The 16,718-nt window shown below is 68.3% G+C and carries 14 protein-coding genes and 1 pseudogene; 11 read left to right on the top strand and 4 right to left on the bottom strand.

Features of this window, described 5'->3' with window-relative positions; translation table 11 throughout:
• Nucleotides 1-13 precede the first annotated feature (13 nt).
• Nucleotides 14-517 (top strand): hypothetical protein, encoded by a 504-nt coding sequence (locus GOHSU_RS09930; protein WP_005940670.1) that lies wholly within the window; start codon nt 14-16, stop codon nt 515-517.
• A gap of 4 nt (nt 518-521) precedes the next feature.
• Here GOHSU_RS09930 and GOHSU_RS09925 read toward each other — a convergent pair whose 3' ends face one another.
• Nucleotides 522-1,343, bottom strand: coding sequence for an SGNH/GDSL hydrolase family protein (locus GOHSU_RS09925; RefSeq protein ID WP_005940667.1), 822 nt, complete (start codon nt 1,341-1,343; stop codon nt 522-524).
• Nucleotides 1,344-1,468: 125 nt separating this feature from the next.
• On the opposite strand from GOHSU_RS09925, the gene GOHSU_RS09920 reads away from it, so the two are divergent.
• The 7 genes from GOHSU_RS09920 to GOHSU_RS09890 all read left to right on the top strand — a co-directional run bounded on the left by GOHSU_RS09920 (nt 1,469) and on the right by GOHSU_RS09890 (nt 8,434).
• Nucleotides 1,469-3,001, top strand: a complete 1,533-nt coding sequence (locus GOHSU_RS09920) for a fatty acid desaturase (protein WP_005940665.1) — start codon at nt 1,469-1,471, stop codon at nt 2,999-3,001.
• A 10-nt stretch (nt 3,002-3,011) separates the two neighbouring features.
• The gene (locus tag GOHSU_RS09915; RefSeq protein ID WP_024332545.1) at nt 3,012-3,194 is read left to right on the top strand and encodes a rubredoxin; all 183 of its coding nucleotides are present in this window, start codon (nt 3,012-3,014) and stop codon (nt 3,192-3,194) included.
• The gene (locus GOHSU_RS09910; RefSeq protein WP_005940659.1) at nt 3,191-4,390 is read left to right on the top strand and encodes an NAD(P)/FAD-dependent oxidoreductase; all 1,200 of its coding nucleotides are present in this window, start codon (nt 3,191-3,193) and stop codon (nt 4,388-4,390) included. Before GOHSU_RS09915 ends, GOHSU_RS09910 begins: the two co-directional genes overlap by 4 nt.
• Before the next feature lie 18 nt (nt 4,391-4,408).
• Nucleotides 4,409-5,026 carry a TetR/AcrR family transcriptional regulator gene (locus GOHSU_RS09905; RefSeq protein WP_005940656.1) on the top strand — a complete coding sequence of 206 codons (618 nt, stop codon included), beginning with the start codon at nt 4,409-4,411 and terminating at the stop codon, nt 5,024-5,026.
• 256 nt (nt 5,027-5,282) lie between these two features.
• On the top strand, nt 5,283-6,731 hold the full coding sequence (locus tag GOHSU_RS09900) for a sugar porter family MFS transporter (protein WP_024332544.1): 1,449 nt from the start codon (nt 5,283-5,285) through the stop codon (nt 6,729-6,731).
• Between the two features lie 111 nt (nt 6,732-6,842).
• The gene (locus tag GOHSU_RS09895; RefSeq protein WP_005940650.1) at nt 6,843-7,199 is read left to right on the top strand and encodes a universal stress protein; all 357 of its coding nucleotides are present in this window, start codon (nt 6,843-6,845) and stop codon (nt 7,197-7,199) included.
• A gap of 47 nt (nt 7,200-7,246) precedes the next feature.
• Nucleotides 7,247-8,434 (top strand): Gfo/Idh/MocA family protein, encoded by a 1,188-nt coding sequence (locus GOHSU_RS09890; protein WP_005940648.1) that lies wholly within the window; start codon nt 7,247-7,249, stop codon nt 8,432-8,434.
• A gap of 29 nt (nt 8,435-8,463) precedes the next feature.
• Here the strand turns inward: GOHSU_RS09890 and GOHSU_RS09885 are convergent, their stop codons facing one another.
• Nucleotides 8,464-9,480, bottom strand: a complete 1,017-nt coding sequence (locus tag GOHSU_RS09885) for a sugar phosphate isomerase/epimerase family protein (protein ID WP_005940645.1) — start codon at nt 9,478-9,480, stop codon at nt 8,464-8,466.
• 49 nt (nt 9,481-9,529) lie between these two features.
• Nucleotides 9,530-10,727, bottom strand: a pseudogene (locus GOHSU_RS09880) (Gfo/Idh/MocA family protein).
• 133 nt (nt 10,728-10,860) lie between these two features.
• Between GOHSU_RS09880 and GOHSU_RS09875 the strand changes: the two are divergent.
• From GOHSU_RS09875 to GOHSU_RS09865, 3 genes are all read left to right on the top strand, one after another.
• A complete protein-coding gene (locus GOHSU_RS09875; RefSeq protein WP_005940636.1) occupies nt 10,861-11,883 on the top strand; it encodes a LacI family DNA-binding transcriptional regulator in 1,023 nt (340 codons plus the stop codon).
• A gap of 126 nt (nt 11,884-12,009) precedes the next feature.
• Entirely contained in the window at nt 12,010-13,227 is a 1,218-nt protein-coding gene (locus GOHSU_RS09870; protein ID WP_005940634.1) for an acetoin utilization protein AcuC, read from the top strand.
• Complete coding sequence (locus GOHSU_RS09865) at nt 13,220-15,913, top strand: bifunctional acetate--CoA ligase family protein/GNAT family N-acetyltransferase (RefSeq protein WP_005940630.1); 2,694 nt, start codon at nt 13,220-13,222, stop codon at nt 15,911-15,913. Before GOHSU_RS09870 ends, GOHSU_RS09865 begins: the two co-directional genes overlap by 8 nt.
• 20 nt (nt 15,914-15,933) lie before the next feature.
• On the opposite strand, the gene GOHSU_RS09860 is transcribed toward GOHSU_RS09865, so the two are convergent.
• Nucleotides 15,934-16,674: a GntR family transcriptional regulator gene (locus GOHSU_RS09860; protein WP_024332542.1), complete on the bottom strand. Its 741-nt coding sequence runs from the start codon at nt 16,672-16,674 to the stop codon at nt 15,934-15,936.
• Nucleotides 16,675-16,718 lie beyond the last annotated feature (44 nt).

Here is a 16,718-nt window from a genome sequence, read left to right as displayed (position 1 = left end):
CTAGGCTGCGACTATGGCAGCCGAAGATTCTCCGAGCACCGAATCCGATGTCACCGCGGGGAGCGCGGGGACCGGGGAAGCGGCGGCCTTGGAGGGGCTGCTGACGAACCCGCTCGCCGTCCCGTTCGCGGTCTTCACCCGCTCGCAGGAGCAGGCGATCAAGGTCGCGACCGACACCCTGAACAAGGTGCGGGCGATGACCAGTGCCGGGGTCGCGACGTCGTCGGATGTGCTGATGCAGCAGGTGACCGACCTCAGCGGCGCGGTCGTCGGCATGGCCGGCAGCGCCACCGGTCTGGCCGGGGCGGTGTCTCAGCCACTGCAGGAGTTCATCGTGCAGCAGCGGCAGATGAGTGAGACCATCGCGAAGTTCGCCGCGGCGCAGGCCGAGTTGGCCGCAATCGTCGCTGAATTCGCGCAACGCCAGGCGGCCACCGTCGCGGCGGTCGAACGCATCACCAATCCGGTGTTCGAGCTGGTCGGCACCAAGCACCCGGACGGCGACGCGCAGGACTGATCGGTCAGGCCGGACTGCTCGATCCGGAGCCGGTCCTGGCCTGGCCTGGATCGGCCTGGCCGGATTCACGAACCGGGGTGAGTTCTGGGCGCTTGGGCGGGCGGCCGTCGCCGAGTGAGCGTCCACGCATCTTCCGGATCATCCACGGCGTCAGGAACTGGACCGCCCACCGGGTGTCGGCGGTGTGCCGGAGCAGCCGACTCCGATCCGGCTGCGGCGGCAGCGGCTTGCCCCAGTCGGCCGAAGCTCCCGGCAGGCCCAGCGCGTAGGCCGCGCCGTCGGCGAACCGGGCATGCCCCAGCGGAGAGGCGTGCAGCCGGTCCGGCGCCCAGGCCCGCAGGTCGGTGAGGACCGGTGCGGAATACAGATCGACCAGGACGAAGCCGTAGCGGTCGGCGAAATCTCGCATCATCTCGTTCAGGGCAAGCAGCTTGGACTCGAGCCGCCGGCCCAGCGGGATGGTGCGCACCACGTCGGGGAATGTCGAGATCACCACTGTCGCACCCGTTCCGGCGAGTTGAGAGTAGACGTCATCCAGGTCGCCGTGCACCTGGTCCATGTCCGATCGTCCGATGACGTCGTTCATGCCCAGCGGGGCGGTGATCAGGTCGGGTGCCATCGCCAGTGCGGCCGGTAGCTGCTCTTCCCGTGCCTGTCGAGTGTTCTTCCCGCGTACCGCGAGATTCGCGTACTGCAGGTCGGGATTGTGCTGCGCGAGCTGCTCGGCGAGCCGGTCGGCCCAGCCGCGGAATTCATAGCGCGGATCGGGATCACACATGCCCTCGGTCTGACTGTCTCCGAGTGCGACGAATCGAGAGAACTGCACGGAGTCGATTGTAGTTCTCCCCAAGCACCGCTGCCCACTTCTGTACAAATCGGAGTAAATGTATAGACCGCCGACAGAAAGTGGCCTACTGTCAAAACAACCTCGTTTCTGTTGAAGGAGAAGGCATGACGCAAGCGAGTGACACCGATCGGTCGACCGATGTTCCACCCGTGGAGTGGCGCGATAAGAAGCGCTACCTGTGGTTGCTCGGCCTGATTCCGCCGACGGCGCTGTTCGTCGCGATGGGATTGATCGCCGCTCTCAACTGGGTGGGACACACCCTGGACTGGGGCTGGATGCAGTCGTTCACGCCGGTGTGGTGGTGGATCGGGCCGATCCTGCTGTACATCCTGCTTCCGATCCTGGACCGATTCTTCGGTCCCGACGGGCAGAATCCGCCCGACGAGCTCATCGAACAGCTGGAGAACGACAAGTACTACCGGTACTGCACGTACGCCTACATTCCGCTCCAGATCGCGAGCCTGATCTTCGCCGCCTACCTGTGGACCGCCGGCCCCGGCGGGCGCTTCGGCGATCTTAGCTGGCTGGGCATCGACAGCGGCTCGCTCGGCGTCATCTCGAAGATCGGTTTGGCGCTGTCGATGGGTGTGATGGGCGGCGTCGGTATCAACACCGCCCACGAGCTCGGGCACAAGAAGGTGTCGATGGAGCGCTGGCTGTCCAAGGTGACGCTCGCGCAGACCGTCTACGGGCACTTCTACATCGAGCACAACCGCGGCCACCACGTCCGGGTGGCGACTCCGGAGGATCCGGCCAGTTCGCGGTTCGGTGAGAGCTTCTGGACCTTCTTCCCGCGCTCGGTCTTCGGCAGTCTGCGATCGGCCTGGGAACTGGAGGCCAACCGGATGAAGCGGCTCGGCCGCCCGGTCTTCCACCCCAGCAACGATGTCCTCAACGCCTGGGCGATGTCCATCGTCCTGTGGGGTGTGCTGATGGCCGTCTTCGGCTGGCAGATCCTGCCTTACCTGGTGATCCAGGCGATCTACGGTTTCTCGCTGCTGGAAACGGTCAACTACCTCGAGCACTACGGTCTGCTGCGCAAGAAGAACGCCCGCGGCCGCTATGAGCGTTGCACTCCGCAGCACAGCTGGAACTCCGACCACATCGCAACCAACATCTTCCTGTATCACCTGCAGCGACACAGTGATCACCACGCCAACCCGACCCGCCGCTACCAGGTGTTGCGCAGCTTCGACGAGGCGCCGAATCTGCCCAGCGGTTACGCCAGCATGATCGCGGTCGCCTATGTGCCGGCCGTCTGGCGCAAGGTGATGGACAAGCGGGTCATTGCCCACTACGGGGGCGAGCTGTCCCGAGCCAACCTGCAGCCCGGTAAGGAGGAGCAGTTGCTGGCCAAGTACGCCGACCAGTGCGCGGCTCTGACCGGCGCGCCGGCGGCGGGCCTGCAGGCGACCAAGGCCAAGGATGAGGGCGCGGTGGCCGTGCTGGAGAAGCAGGCGGCGACCGCAGGTGTGGTGTACGCCTGCCCGAACTGCGCCTACGGCTACCGCGAGGTCGCCGGTGCTCCGCGGGAGGGATTCCCGGCCGGCACCGCGTGGGCCGATATCCCCGATGACTGGCCCTGCCCGGACTGCGGTGTCCGGGAAAAAATCGACTTCGTTCGGATCGGAGAGTGACATGACCGCGGTGACCGACTACAAGCTGTTCCGTTGCCTGCAGTGCGGCTTCGAGTACGACGAGGCCGAAGGCTGGCCGGAGGACGGTATCGAGCCCGGCACCCGCTGGGCCGATATCCCCGATGACTGGAGCTGCCCGGACTGCGGTGCGGCCAAGGCCGACTTCGAGGTGGTGGAGGTCGCCCGGTCATGACGGCTCCGGCAGGCGTCGTGATCGTCGGCGGCGGGGTGGCCGGCGCAACAGCTGCGCAGACGCTGCGGTCCGGGGGATACCCGGGGCCGGTCACGATCATCGGCGCCGAGCCGGGCCTTCCGTATCGCCGGACGGCCTTGAGTAAGGACCTGCTCTCGGCCGATCTGCGACCCGAGCGCATCGGGTTGCGTAAGCTCGAGGTCTGGGCCGAAGACGATGTCCAGATCCGAAGCGGTACCACGGTTCTGGAGATCGATTCGGCAGCGGCGACGGTGCGGCTCGACGACGGCTCGGTCCTCGGTTTCCAGGCGTTGATCCTGGCGACCGGAGCAGCGCCGGTCCGGCCCGGCTGGCTGGACCAGGACGTCCCGTGCCTGCGCACGCTCGCCGACGCCGAACGGATCCGGGACGCGATCAGCGCAGATCCGGGGCCGCTGGTGATCGTCGGCGGAGGTCTCATCGGACTGGAGCTGGCCGCCTCGGTGGTGGCGGACGACCGCGAGGTGATCGTCCTCGAGGCGGCCGAACGGTTGCTGTCTCGCGTTGCGCCCGAGGCGGTCTCGGGGTTCATCGCCGATCTGCACCGGGCCCGCGGGGTCCAGTGCAGACTCGGTTCCCCGGTGCAGTCCGCCGACGCCAGGCAGGTGCGGACCCGTGACGGCCAGACATTGCGCGGGACCGTCGTGGCGGCACTGGGCGCCGTTCCCGACACCGTGCTCGCACGAGCTGCGGGGCTGGCGGTCACCGAGGCCGGGATCGTCGTCGACGGTGCGCTGCGCACCGGTACCGCGGGGATCTACGCGGCCGGCGACTGTGCAGCCGTGCCCGATCCGCGCACGGGCGAACCCGCGCGCGGCGAGCACTGGTTCGGGGCGCAGGACCAGGGCGCGGCGGCGGCCCGCAGTGTTCTGGCGGATCTGGCTGGTCGACCGGCGCCGGTGTACGCCGAGGTGCCGCGCGCCTGGACGATGCAGTACGGAACCAATCTGCAGTTCGTCGGATGGCCGACCGCTCCCGGTGCGGTGACCGTCGACGGTGATCTGACAGTCGGTGATCTGACGGTCGGGCAGAAGCCGGAGGCGACGATCACGGTGGCCGGTCCCGGCGGCCTGGTCGGCGCGGTAACCGTGGGACGGGCCGCGGCCGCGCGCGACCTGCGCACTCGCATGGCCGAGTCTCTCGGCACCGTGGTGTGAGCCGCCGGGCAGCGCGCGATGACTACCCTGGAGCGAGTGACGGGTCCCAACAGCTATGCGCAGGCGAGCAAGCGGCTGTTGCGGACCACGCTGCTCGACGGCCTGCAAGAATTGCTCACCCAGCGTGACTGGTCGAAAGTCACGATGTCCGATGTCGCCAGACATGCCGGGGTGAGCAGGCAGACCGTCTACAACGAGTTCTCCTCGCGGAACGGTTTGGCGCAGGCCTACGCGCTGCGTCTAGTCGACCTGTTCACCGGCGAGATCCGCGATGCGGTGACCGATGCTCCCGGCGACCTCGACGGTGCACTGACCGATGGGTTCGTGCGCTTTCTGACCGGTGCGGCCGCCGATCCGATGATCGCCTCGCTGTTGAGCGGCGCGGGCAATGCCGATCTGCATCGGCTGGTCACCACCGACGCAGCGCCGCTGATCGCCGCGGCGAAGGACCGGATCACCGGCATCGTCACCGATTCCTGGATCGAGTTGCCGGTAGGACGTGCCGAGCCGATCGCCGGGGCGATCGCCCGGATGGCGCTGAGCTATGTGGCCATGCCGCCGGAGGTCCCGATCGAGCAGGTCGCGGCGAATCTGGCTGCCTTGTTCGCCCCTGCAGTTCGCGAGGCGATGGCCTGAGCCGGTGAGCCGGTGAGCCGGTGAGCCGTTGCCTACGACCCGAGCAAATGTCCGTATGTAAGGACATATTAGTCCGAAAGTCTTGCATGTGGTGCTCGTCACTGTCATCCTGAATGGAGCCGCTGATGCGGTGCGCAGCAGAAGAGCTGCACGACGACGGAGTGGGCGGTCCCCGGGGACCCCGCCGACCGGGTGAGCCGAGGGTTCGCCGCTGTCGTCGCCATCGTCCCCGCGGGGCCGAACCAAGGAGAGTCTCGTGTCACAAGGGACAGCCGCCTCATCGATCACCCTGCCGCCACTGAGGCCGGGGCCGCAGCAGCGCCGCATGGACCTGATCGCCGTCGTCGCCACTTTCGGCGGCCTGCTCTTCGGCTATGACACCGGCGTGCTCAACGGTGCGCTCGAACCGATGAAGCATGATCTGCATCTGAGCACCACCACCGAGGGTCTGGTCGTGAGCACCCTGTTGCTGGGCGCGGCCGCCGGCGCACTGCTCTGCGGCCGACTCGCCGACGCGATCGGCCGTCGCAAGACGATGATCATCCTGGCCGTGATCTTCTTCATCGGCACCGTGGGCGCAGTCGTCGCGCCCAATCTGGCGGTCATGCTGCCCTCGCGGGTGGTGTTGGGGCTGGCGGTCGGTGGTGCCTCGGTGGTCGTGCCGGTCTACCTGTCCGAACTCGCCCCGACCGAACGGCGCGGCCGGCTGGGCGGGCGCAACGAGCTGGCGATCGTCGTCGGACAGTTGCTCGCCTTCATCGTCAATGCGATCATCGCCGCCATCTGGCCGCCGGCCACGGCGACCAACCCCGACGGATACTCCAATATCTGGCGCCTGATGCTCGCCATCTGTGCGATCCCGGCGATCTGCCTGTTCGTCGGCATGCTCCGGATGCCCGAGTCGCCGCGCTGGTACCTGTCCAAGGGCAAAACGCTCGACGCACTCAAGGTGTTGCTGCAGGTCAGGACCGAGGACCGGGCGCGCGCCGAGATGGCAGAGGTCGCCGAACTGGCACACGAGGAGGAACTGCAGCAGACCGGCGGCTGGGCCGATATGGCCATTCCGTGGGTCCGGCGGATCATGCTTGCGGCGGTGATCCTGGCGATCGCCCAGCAGGTGACCGGGATCAACTCGGTGATGTACTACGGGACCCAGATGCTCAAGACCGCGGGATTCAGCGACAGTGCCGCACCGATCGCCAACATCTTCATGGGTGTGGCGGCCGTCGTGGGATCGGCGATCTGTCTGTTCTTCCTGGTCGACCGCATCCCGCGGCGCACCCTCATCATCTCGGGAATGATCGCGGTGACGATCTGTCACGGCCTGACCGTGCTCTCCTCGCTGATCTTCCCGACCGGCAGCGTTGCGCAGGCCTACGCGGTCCTGATCTTCGTCGCCTTATTCGTGCTGGCCATGCAGACGGCGCTCAACGTCCCCGTCTGGGTCTGTCTGTCCGAGCTGTTCCCCCTGCGACTGCGCGGCTTCGGCATGGGTCTGTCGGTGCTGGTCCTCTGGCTGACCAATGCCGCCGTGGGCCAGTTCTTCCCGGCGCTGATCGAGGCCGGGGGCATCACCGGTACGTACAGCACCTTCTTCGTGATCTGTGCGGTCTTCGCCTTCCTGATCTACAAGACGCTGCCGAATACCAGCGGTCGGTCCCTGGAGGAGCTGGAGGAGTCGTTCGCGGCGGGAGACTTCCGTTGAGGCGCCGCATGCGGACGTCCGTCCGCGCGCCTATGATTGTCCTGACAAATGATCAACATGTCGTGATCTCGGGCGGCGCCGCCGTCCGGGAGACCACCGGAGGAGAATTCCATGACCATCATCGTCGCTGTCGCCGATAGCCCCGAAGGAGCCGAGGCGCTCAAGGCCGCCGTCGCCGAGGCGCGCACGTTCGGTGCCGACCTGGTCGCTGTGAACCTGGGGTTGCGCACCCTCGACGTCTCCGGTCAGCCGGACGACGTCGCCATCACCGTCGTCGAGCGGGAGGGCCGCGAGGACCGGGATCCGGCCGATGCCGTGCTCGATGCGATCGCCGAGCACGACGGGCAGCGCCTGGTCGTCGGGATCAAACGTCGCTCCCCGGCCGGCAAGGCGCTGCTGGGCAGCATCAGTCAGAAGCTGCTGCTGGATGCGCCGATCCCGGTCCTGGGCGTGAAGGTCCCCAAGTAGCGGCGGCTGACTCGGCGCGAAGCTCTGGAAAGGACGGTGCGGGGCAGATGACCGAACAACGTGCCCTCGGTGTTGCGGTGATCGGCATGGGCTGGATGGGTGCGGTGCACGCGCGCGCCTACAGCAGGCTGCGGCAGCACTATCCAGACGCCGCACTCGTGCCGCGGCTCATCACCGTTGCCGACGATGTGCCCGGGCGAGCGGCGCAGGCCGCCGCCCAGTACGGCGCCCGGTGTGCCTACGAGGACTGGCGGGCGGTACTCGACGATCCTGAGGTCGAGGCCGTCTCGGTCACCGTGCCGAATTTCCTGCACACCGAGATCGGCTCTGCGGTCCTGAACGCGGGCAAGCATCTGTGGATCGAGAAGCCGGTCGGCCTGTCGGCCTCCGATGCGCAGGCCGTCGCCCAGGCCGCGGCGACAGCGGACAGGCAGACGGCGGTGGGGTTCAACTACCGGCACGCGCCGGCGGTCGCCGCGGCTCGGCAGATCGTGGCTGATGGGCGGATCGGCACGCCGACGCACGCGCGGTTCCGCCTCTTCAGCGATTACGCTGCCCATCCGGACGGTGCTCTGAGTTGGCGGTACTCGCGTGCTCGGGGCGGTAACGGGGTGCTGGGCGATCTGGCCTCGCACGGGGCCGATCTCGTCCGGTATCTGCTCGGCGACATCGCGGCAGTGGTTGCCGACACCGCGACGTTCGTCGGCCAGCGCCCGACACCGACCGCGGCCACCAGCGGACATCAATTGGCCACTGGCGGAGTGCCGGGGCCGGTCGAGAACGAGGACTACGCCGGGGTCCTGCTGAGGCTGGCCTCCGGCGCCCGCTGTGTGCTCGAGACCAGCCGGGTGGCCGTGGGCGAGCAGAACTCCTACGGCTTCGAGATCCACGGCACCGCCGGACTGGTCCGGTGGGATTACCGGCGAATGGGCGAACTCGAGCTCACCGGTTCGGCCGGCGGGCCGGCCGAACCATCGCCGGGGTACCAGGACGAGCCGGTCTCGGCGGTCTTCGTCGGTCCCGGTGCCGGCGACTACGGCAGCTTCCAGCCCGGCGCCGCCAACCCGATGAGCTATGACGATCTGAAGGTCATCGAGGCGCAGCGGTTCCTGACCTCGATCCATACCGGCGAACCAGTCGGTGCGACCATCGCCGATGCCGTCTACGCCGCGCGGGTACTGGATGCGATCACCGGCTCGGCGGCGACCGGGGCGTGGGTCGCCGTCGACGGCTGACCGATCGACGACGACTCACCGACCTCCGGTCAGGCGGGCGCCTCGGCCAGCTTCCGCTCGGCCGACAGCAGCACGTCGGCGGCCACCCGCAACCCCTCGATCGGACCGAACGAGGTGTCTTCGTGCTCGATATTGCAGGCCATGTCCGGGTCCACCCGGTACAACGCACGCAGGAACTCGGCCCAGAACGCGGCGTCGTGCCCCTGGCCCAAAGCCACGAAGTCCCATGCCGAATCCTGCGGCCACTCGTTGACCCATTCGTCACCGCCCAGATTCACCCGCGGCTCGTCGGGGCCCATCCGTCGGAAGCGCTCGTCGAGGACGCCGTAGATCCGGGCGTTCTGGTTGATCCGCACGTCTTTGGCAGCGGCATGGAAGACACGGTCGCCCAGGTGGTCGATGGCGGCGATCGGGTCGATCATCTGCCAGAACAGATGACTCGGGTCCATCTCGGCGCCGATGAAATCGGTACCGACCTGATCGATCAGGCGCAGCAGGGTGGGTGGGTTGAAGACCAGATTCTGCGGATGCATCTCGATCGCGATCTTCACATCGAGTTCTTCGGCCAGCCGGGCGATATCCGTCCAGAAATCGACGGCCAGGTCCCACTGGTAATCCAGCACGTCCAAGGAACCGGAGTTCCAGGCGTTGACCACCCAGTTGGGCCGCGAGGAGCCGGGCTCGCCACCGGGCAGGCCCGACATCGTGACGACGCGTTTCTGGCCGAGTGCAGCCGCGGCCCGGATCGCGCGCCGCAGATCATCGGCGTGCTTTCGCCCGATCACCGGATTCGGGTGCAGGGGATTGCCGTTGACGTTCAGGCCGGCCAGGCGGATGTTCTTCTCGGCGAAGACTCCGAGATAGTCCTGGGCGGCGGTGTCGGACTCGATGATCTGGTCGATCTGCGGGATATGTGTGGGAGGCAGGAAGCCGCCGGCGTTGATCTCCGCGGCGTTCAAGCCGAGTTCGCCGATCACATCGAGGGCTTCGGTCAGGGAACGGTCGTGCAGGACGGCGGTGTAAACGCCGAGGGTGTGGTCGGTCATGGCGGGTGCTCCTGAATCATTGAGGGTGGGGCGGTTGTCTGGGATTGGGTCAGGGGACGCGGACTTCGGCGCCGCCGGCCAGGGCCGATCGGGCGACGGCGTCGAGCAGCTCCATGTTGTGCAGCCCGTCGGCGAAGTCGGCGTTGCGCGGCAGGCCGCGACTCTGCGGCAGACCCGCCACCTCCTCGAGAAAGGCGCGGGCCTGGAAGACGAAACCGTCGTTCTGTCCGATGGCCACACCGGGGGCGTCCATCGCCAGGCTGTCGCGCCAGTAGGGGTGTTCTGGGCCGAGGACCACCGTGCGTGTGCCGCGCAGGTCGCCGTCGCCGTCGCCGAGCAGGTGCACGCGCACCTGGCCGGGATTGCGGAAGTCGAACGACGCCGAGCCGCGCTCACAGAAGACCTCGAACTTGAGGGTGTTCGGGTGGCCGGCGGCCACGCGGGAGACCTGCAGGGATCCGGTTCCGCCGGCCGCATAGTCGACGAAGAAACCGGCGACGTCGTCGTTCTCCACGGCCTCGCGCTGGTCGGAGACCGCGCCCCCTCGTGCCCGATCACCTGACCCAGCGGCGTCGGCCGGGTGTGGAAGGCCGTGTGCAGGGTTCCACCACGCACGGCGGTGACGCGCCCGCCGAACACTTCGCCGATATACGACAGGTGACTGCCGACGTCGGCCAGCGCGCCGGTGCCCGGACCGCCGCGGAAACGCCAGCTGATCGGACCGTCGGGGTCGCAGGCGTAGTCGGTCCAGTATGCGCCGTCGAAGTTCACGAACCGGCCGAGCCGGCCGCTGCCGACCAGTTCGCCGAGGAAGGCGATTCCCGGTGAACGCAGGAAGGTCAAGCCGATCCGCGCCACCAGGCCGCGGTCGGCCGCGGTGTCTGCGGCAGACACCATGGCGCGGGCGTCGTCCAGACCGGCCGCGAGCGGCTTCTCGCACAGCACGTGCTTGCCCGCCGCCAGCAGCGCCTCGACGATCTCGCGGTGCAGGTGGTTGGCTACCACCACGCTCACGACGTCGATGTCGTCGGCATGGGCGATGGCCTGCCATGAGGTGTCGTGCCGTTGATAGCCGAACCGGCGGGCCGCTTCGGCGGACAGGGGCTCGTAGGAGTCAGCCACCGTACCAGGTCGACCGGCGGCAGACCGGGCCCGAAGACGGCGGTGGCCTGACGGTAGGCGGCGGCGTGGGCCTTGCCGGCCATGCCGGCCCCGATGACGGCGACGCCGATGCTCTGGTTACTCATGACTCTCCCGGGTGCTGACTACAGTGTGAGGAACACGTGTTGGAACGCTCCAACTCGTTCATGTTCGATTGTGGGCCCGGCCACTATGTCCTGTCAATGGGACTTGCAGGGTCTGGTCGGGAGTGGAGTGATGATGGCAACGAAACGGCCGACGATCTACGACGTCGCGCAAGCGGCGGGGGTCTCCAAATCACTGGTCTCGCTGGTGCTGCAGGGTTCACCGCGGGTCGGGGAGGGGTCGCGCAAGGCAGTGGAGGCGGCCATCGTCGAGCTGGGGTATCGGCCTTCGCGTGCCGCGGCCAATCTGGCGGCCGGGCGAACTCGCGTGGTGGGTGTGCTGATCGACGATTACACCAACCTCTGGTTCGTCGACCTGGTCCGCGGCCTGCACGCCGCACTGGGGCCGCGCGGGTACCGGCTCAGCGTGGTCGATGTGGCGACCGATGGCCAGGCCGAAGATCCGATCGACTCGTTCCTGTCCATGCGGGTGGACGGGATGGTGGTCGGCATGGATCCACCGCGGGCGTTGAGCGGTGCGGGCCTGCCGCCGATCGTGGTGGCGGGTACCCGTGAGCTCCCGGAGGGAGTGGCGGCGTTCGACCGGGTGGCCAACGACGATGCGGAGGGAGGCCGGCTCGTTGCTCGTCACCTGGTCGACCTCGGGCATCGCCGGCTCGGCCACCTGGCGGCGGCCGGCGGGGCCGCGCGGGCCCGGCGCGAGGCCTTCGTGGCCCAGGCCCGGGATCTCGGGGCCGCAGTCGCCGGTACCGACTGGGTCGGCGCGGCTACCGACGAGGCCGGCTACCTGGGCACGATGGAACTGCTGCGGGCCGACCCGGAGATCACCGGGATCTTCGCGGCGAACGATGTGATGGCCGTCGGTGCGCTGGCGGCGGCGCGTGAGGTGGGCCGGGAGGTGCCCGGCGGGCTTTCGGTGGTCGGCTATGACGACACGAGTCTGGCCGCTTCCCGGCTGGTGAGCCTGACGACGGTGAACGACCTCAGCTTCGATGTGGGCCGGGAGGCCGGCGCCTTGCTTCTGCGCCGCATGCGTGGCGAGTCGGGTCCCGTCGCCCGGATCGTCCTGCCGCCGTCGATGACCTTGCGGGCCACCACGGCCACACCTGCGGTCACGGGCTCGGCGGCGGCCCGGTGAGCGCATGCGCATCGGATGGCCGCCGGTGCACGGGGGGCGGAGATCGGGACTTCACTGGAAGGGCTGGCCCTATGACTCCCTGTAAGACATATTGTATGGACAAAGACCGATAGGTGTGAGGTGGCGATGTCCGGAACGGCGGCAGAGGGCGCGGTCGTGTGGAGCCGGCGGTACCTCGACTACGCGTGGACGCCCTACCATCCGATGAACCCGATCCGTCTCGAACTGACGATGGAACTCGCCGGCTGCCTCGGAATCCTCGACGGGGCGACCCTGATCGAACCCGCCGCCGCTGCCGACAGCGATCTGCTCCGGGTACACGCGCCGGACTATGTCCAGGCCGTCAAGGATGCGGTGCCCTCGTCGTGGGACGAGCCGGACGAGTTCGGGATCGGCGGCGAGGACAACCCGGTCTTCCCCGGCATGCACGCGGCATCGGCGATGATCGCCGGCGGAACGTTGCAGGCCGCGCGGGAGATCGCCGCCGGGCGGGTACAGCGGTCGGTGAGCATCGGTGGCGGCATGCATCATGCGATGCCGTCGTCGACCGCCGGATTCTGCGTCTACAACGATGTCGCGGTGGCGATCGCGTGGCTGCTGGACAACGGTTTCTCCCGCATCGCCTACATCGACGTCGACGTCCATCACGGCGATGGCGTCGAATGTGCGTTCCGGGACGATCCGCGTGTGCTGACGGTATCGATCCACCAGGATCCGGACACGATCTTTCCGTCCACGGGCCGTGCTGAGGACGTGGGCGAAGGTGCGGCTGCGGGCAGTCTGGTGAATCTGCCGCTGCCGCCGGGCACCGACGACGGGCAGTGGTTCCGGGCGTTCTCCGCCGTGGTGCCGCGGGTTATCGCGGCCTTCGGTCCGCAGATCATCATCAGTCAGTGCGGAGCCGATACCCATCGCGAGGATCCGCTCGCCCAGTTCGCGCTGACCGTCGACGGGCAGCGCGCGGCCTATCTGGCGATGCGGGATCTGGCCGATCGCTATGCGCAGGGACGCTGGCTCGCCGTCGGCGGCGGTGGCTACGAACTGCTGAGTGCGGTTCCCCGGGCCTGGACGCATCTGATGGCGGTAGTGCTCGGCAGACCCCTCGATCCGGGGCTGCCGGTGCCGCAGGACTGGCTCGACTACGTGCGCGCCAAGGTGCCCGACGCCGAGCTCCCGGCGGCCCTCGGCGATAACGGTGACCTGTCGTTCACCCCCTGGCCCGGACCGGCGGAAGAATCCACCGACGAGTCGGACCGAGCCGCCAGGGTGGACGCGGCGGTGGCGGCCACCCGCCGGGCGGTGTTCCCGCTGTACGGCCTGGACCCGGACGATCCCCGTGTCTGACGCCGACCGGCCCGACCTGGCCGCCGATGCCGACTCCGCACCGGAGGAGCGGCCCAGCTACCCGGAGGACTGGCGCGCCGATGTGCTGGCCGCCGACGGCGGGGTGGTCCACCTGCGCCCGATCACCCCCGATGACGCCTTCAAGCTCGTGTCCTTCCACTCCAGACTCTCCGAGGAGACCCGGTTTCTCCGCTACTTCGAATCGCACGCCACCCTGTCAGCCGAAGAGGTCTACCGGGCGACGCATGTGGACAACCGCTACCGGGTGGGACTGGTCGCGCTCCTGGGTGACGAGATCATCGCCGTCGGGGTCTATGAGGGTCAGCCCGAGCAGACCACGGCCGAGGTCGCCTTCGTGGTCTCCGACGAGCATCAGCGTCGTGGACTGGGCTCGGTGCTGCTCGAACACCTCGCCGGGGCCGCCGCCGAGAACGGCATCGAACGCTTCGACGCCTATGTGCTGGCCGAGAATCCGAGCATGGTGCGGGTCTTCGAAGAGGCCGGCTATCAGGTCAGCGGCACCGCGGACGGCGAGATCCTGGAGCTCGAGTTCGCGATCGACCCGTCGGAGGCGCTGCTGCAGGTTCGTAACGCGCGGGAGCGGGCCTCGGAGTCGCGCAGCGTCCGGAACCTCCTGTCGCCGCGGTCGATCGCGGTGATCGGGGCATCTCCCCGGCCGGGGAAGGTGGGGCAGGCAGTCCTAGCGAACCTGCTCGCCGGAAAATACACGGGTCCGGTCTTCCCGGTGAACGCCACCCGCGGTGCAGTTCAGGGGGTGCGGGCCTATCCCACCGTTCGCGATATCCCCGATCGCGTCGATCTGGCGATCGTGGCAGTCCCCGCCGCCGATATCGACGACGTCCTCGACGACTGCCTGGACAAAGGGGTCAAGGGGCTGCTGGTGCTCTCGGCCGGATTCGCCGACTCGGACGCGGACGGCTACGCCGCCCAGCGCCGGCTGGTCCGGGAAGCCCGGTTGCACGGCATGCGCCTGGTCGGGCCCAACGCGCTGGGCATCGCCAACAACGCCCCGGATGTGGCGATGAACGCCACCCTGGCTCCGCAGATCCCGGGGCGGGGGCGGGCCGGCTTCTTCTGCCAGTCCGACCCGCTGGGGGCGACGGTCCTGCGGGAGGCGGCGGCACGGCGACTCGGGCTGTCGACGTTCGTCTCGGCGGGTAACCGCGCCGACGTGTCCGCCAATGATCTGCTGCAGTACTGGGACTCCGACCCGGACACCGACGTGGTGCTGCTGTATCTGGAGTCGCTGGGCAACCCGCACAAGTTCGTGCATCTGGCGCGCCGGATGGGCCGGGACAAACCGATCGTGGTGGTGCGCAGCAGCCGGATCGATCGCCCCGATGCGCACGGTAGTGCGCCGGCGATCGACAACACCGTCGCGGCCAACGTCTTCTCCCAGGCCGGGGTGATCGCGGTCGACTCGATCGTGGAGATGTTCGACTGTGCGACGGTGCTGTGCCATCAGCCTCTGCTGGCCGGTCCGCGGATCGCCGTCATCAGCACCAGTGCGCCGCTGGGCTGGCTCGCGGTCGACGTCGCCGGCTCCGGGGGCCTTACGGCGGTGCGCACCGAGATCATCGGCCCGACCGCCGAGCCTGCGGAGTTCGGTGAGACCCTGGCCGCCGTGGTGGCCGATCCTGCCGTGGATGCGGTGGTCGCGCTGGTGGTGCCGCCGGTCCCGATTCCGATGGAACCGTTCGCCGCACCGCTGCGGGAGGTGGCGAAGAGTTCGGACAAGCCGATCGTCACGACCTTCTCCGGGGCGAATGGAATCCCCGAAGCACTGGCCGTCAACGGAAACGACGGTATGCCGGCCTTCGGATCGGTGCCGTCGTTCCCCGACCCCGACCGTGCGGTGCGCGCGCTGCAGCGGGTGTGGCGGTATGCGGTCTGGCGGAGTCGGCCGGTCTCGGAACCGCGGGTGCCCGACGGGATCGATCTGGAGCGTGCGCACGGGCTGGTCGTGACCGCCCTGCGGCACGGGGTCTCCGCCGGCGGCTGGCTGTCGGACACCCAGGTGGCCGCCCTGCTGGAGTGCTTCGGAATCCACCTGGTGGATTTCCGGGAAGCGCTGACCGCTCAGGAGGCGGTCGCCGGCGCAGAGGAACTCGGCTATCCGGTCGCGCTGAAGGCGACGAGCCACGGTTGGCGTCATCGCGCCGACCTCCGGGGAGTGCGGCTGGATCTGGAATCGGCCGCCGAGGTCCGTCGCGCGTATCAGGATCTCGCCGGAATCTCTGGTTCCCCGTTACTGCACGTGCAGCAGATGGCGGACAAAGGTGTCGGCTGCGTGATCGCGATGCACGACGATCCGTCGGTCGGGTCGGTGATCTCCTTCGGCCTGTCCGGGATGGTCACCGAGCTGCTCGGCGATCGGGCATTCCGGGCGCTGCCGCTGGGGCCCGAAGATGCGCGGCAACTGGTCGTAGCACCGCGCGCGGCGCCACTGCTCGGCGGCCTGGCCAACACCGAGGCAGCCGATACCGAGGCGCTGGCGGATCTGGTGGAGCGGGTCTCGGCGTTGTGCGAGGGGATTCCGGAGATCCGGGAACTGCGGTTGGAACCGATCCTGGCCTCGTCCGCCGGGGCGGCCGTGCTGACCGGTCACGTGCGGATCGGGTCGGAGTCCTCGCGCCGCGGCCTGGTCCCCAGGCGAATCACCTGACCGGATTCGGCGGCGCACGTTCAGCGGCTCTGCACCGAGACGTCGAAGAAGTACAGCGACGAACGATAGACGTGGCGGCCCAACTCCACGGCCTTGCCCATCTCGTCGAAGGCGACGCGCTGCATGGTCAGGACCGCGCAGCCCGCGTCTTCGTTCAGCAGCCGACTCTCGTCGCCTTCGGCGAGCCGGGCGCCGATGCGCTGCCGGGCCAGCTGAATGGTGATGCCGCGCGAACGCAGGCCCTGGTACAGGCCTTTCTGCCGCAGTTCGTCGGGTGCGGGCGCGAAGTCGGCGGGAAGATAGTTCGTGAGAATGGCGATCGGTTCATCGTCGGCCAGCCGGAGCCGGCGCATCTCGACGATCGACGCACCGGGCTCGATGCCGAGCTCGTCGGCGATCTCGTCTTCGGCCGGTCCGAGGCGGTAGTCGAGCAGTTCGGTGGTGGGCATGCGACCCACGTCGGCCAGATCCTCGTACAGGCTGGTCAGTTCTACCGCACGATGCACCTCGTTACGCACCACCTGGGTGCCCACGCCGCGCTTGCGGACCAGCAGTCCCTTGTCGACCAGGGACTGGATCGCCTGACGCGCGGTGGGCCGGGACATGTTCAGGCGTTTGGCCAGGTCCACCTCGTTTTCGATGCGGTCCCCCGGCTGCAGCCGCCCGGATACGATCGCCTGTTCCAGGGCCTGTTCGAGTTGGAAGTACAGCGGGACCGGGCTCAGTCGATCGAGTTCGACGTCGATCTCGATGGCGCTCATTCTGCTCATGATAGGTCAGTTCCCTCGTCGATCAGACTGGACAG

This window comes from Gordonia hirsuta DSM 44140 = NBRC 16056 (assembly GCF_000333015.1).
GTDB lineage: Bacteria > Actinomycetota > Actinomycetes > Mycobacteriales > Mycobacteriaceae > Gordonia > Gordonia hirsuta.
This window is presented reverse-complemented; position numbering and strand designations above follow the sequence as displayed.

Coding starts and splice junctions, on each gene's coding strand:
- GOHSU_RS09930 (WP_005940670.1), top strand. CDS start 14: ATGGCAGCCGAAGATTCTCCGAGCACCGAATCCGATGTCACCGCGGGG.
- GOHSU_RS09920 (WP_005940665.1), top strand. CDS start 1,469: ATGACGCAAGCGAGTGACACCGATCGGTCGACCGATGTTCCACCCGTG.
- GOHSU_RS09910 (WP_005940659.1), top strand. CDS start 3,191: ATGACGGCTCCGGCAGGCGTCGTGATCGTCGGCGGCGGGGTGGCCGGC.
- GOHSU_RS09905 (WP_005940656.1), top strand. CDS start 4,409: ATGACTACCCTGGAGCGAGTGACGGGTCCCAACAGCTATGCGCAGGCG.
- GOHSU_RS09895 (WP_005940650.1), top strand. CDS start 6,843: ATGACCATCATCGTCGCTGTCGCCGATAGCCCCGAAGGAGCCGAGGCG.
- GOHSU_RS09890 (WP_005940648.1), top strand. CDS start 7,247: ATGACCGAACAACGTGCCCTCGGTGTTGCGGTGATCGGCATGGGCTGG.
- GOHSU_RS09885 (WP_005940645.1), bottom strand. CDS start 9,480: ATGACCGACCACACCCTCGGCGTTTACACCGCCGTCCTGCACGACCGT.
- GOHSU_RS09875 (WP_005940636.1), top strand. CDS start 10,861: ATGGCAACGAAACGGCCGACGATCTACGACGTCGCGCAAGCGGCGGGG.
- GOHSU_RS09870 (WP_005940634.1), top strand. CDS start 12,010: ATGTCCGGAACGGCGGCAGAGGGCGCGGTCGTGTGGAGCCGGCGGTAC.
- GOHSU_RS09860 (WP_024332542.1), bottom strand. CDS start 16,674: ATGAGCGCCATCGAGATCGACGTCGAACTCGATCGACTGAGCCCGGTC.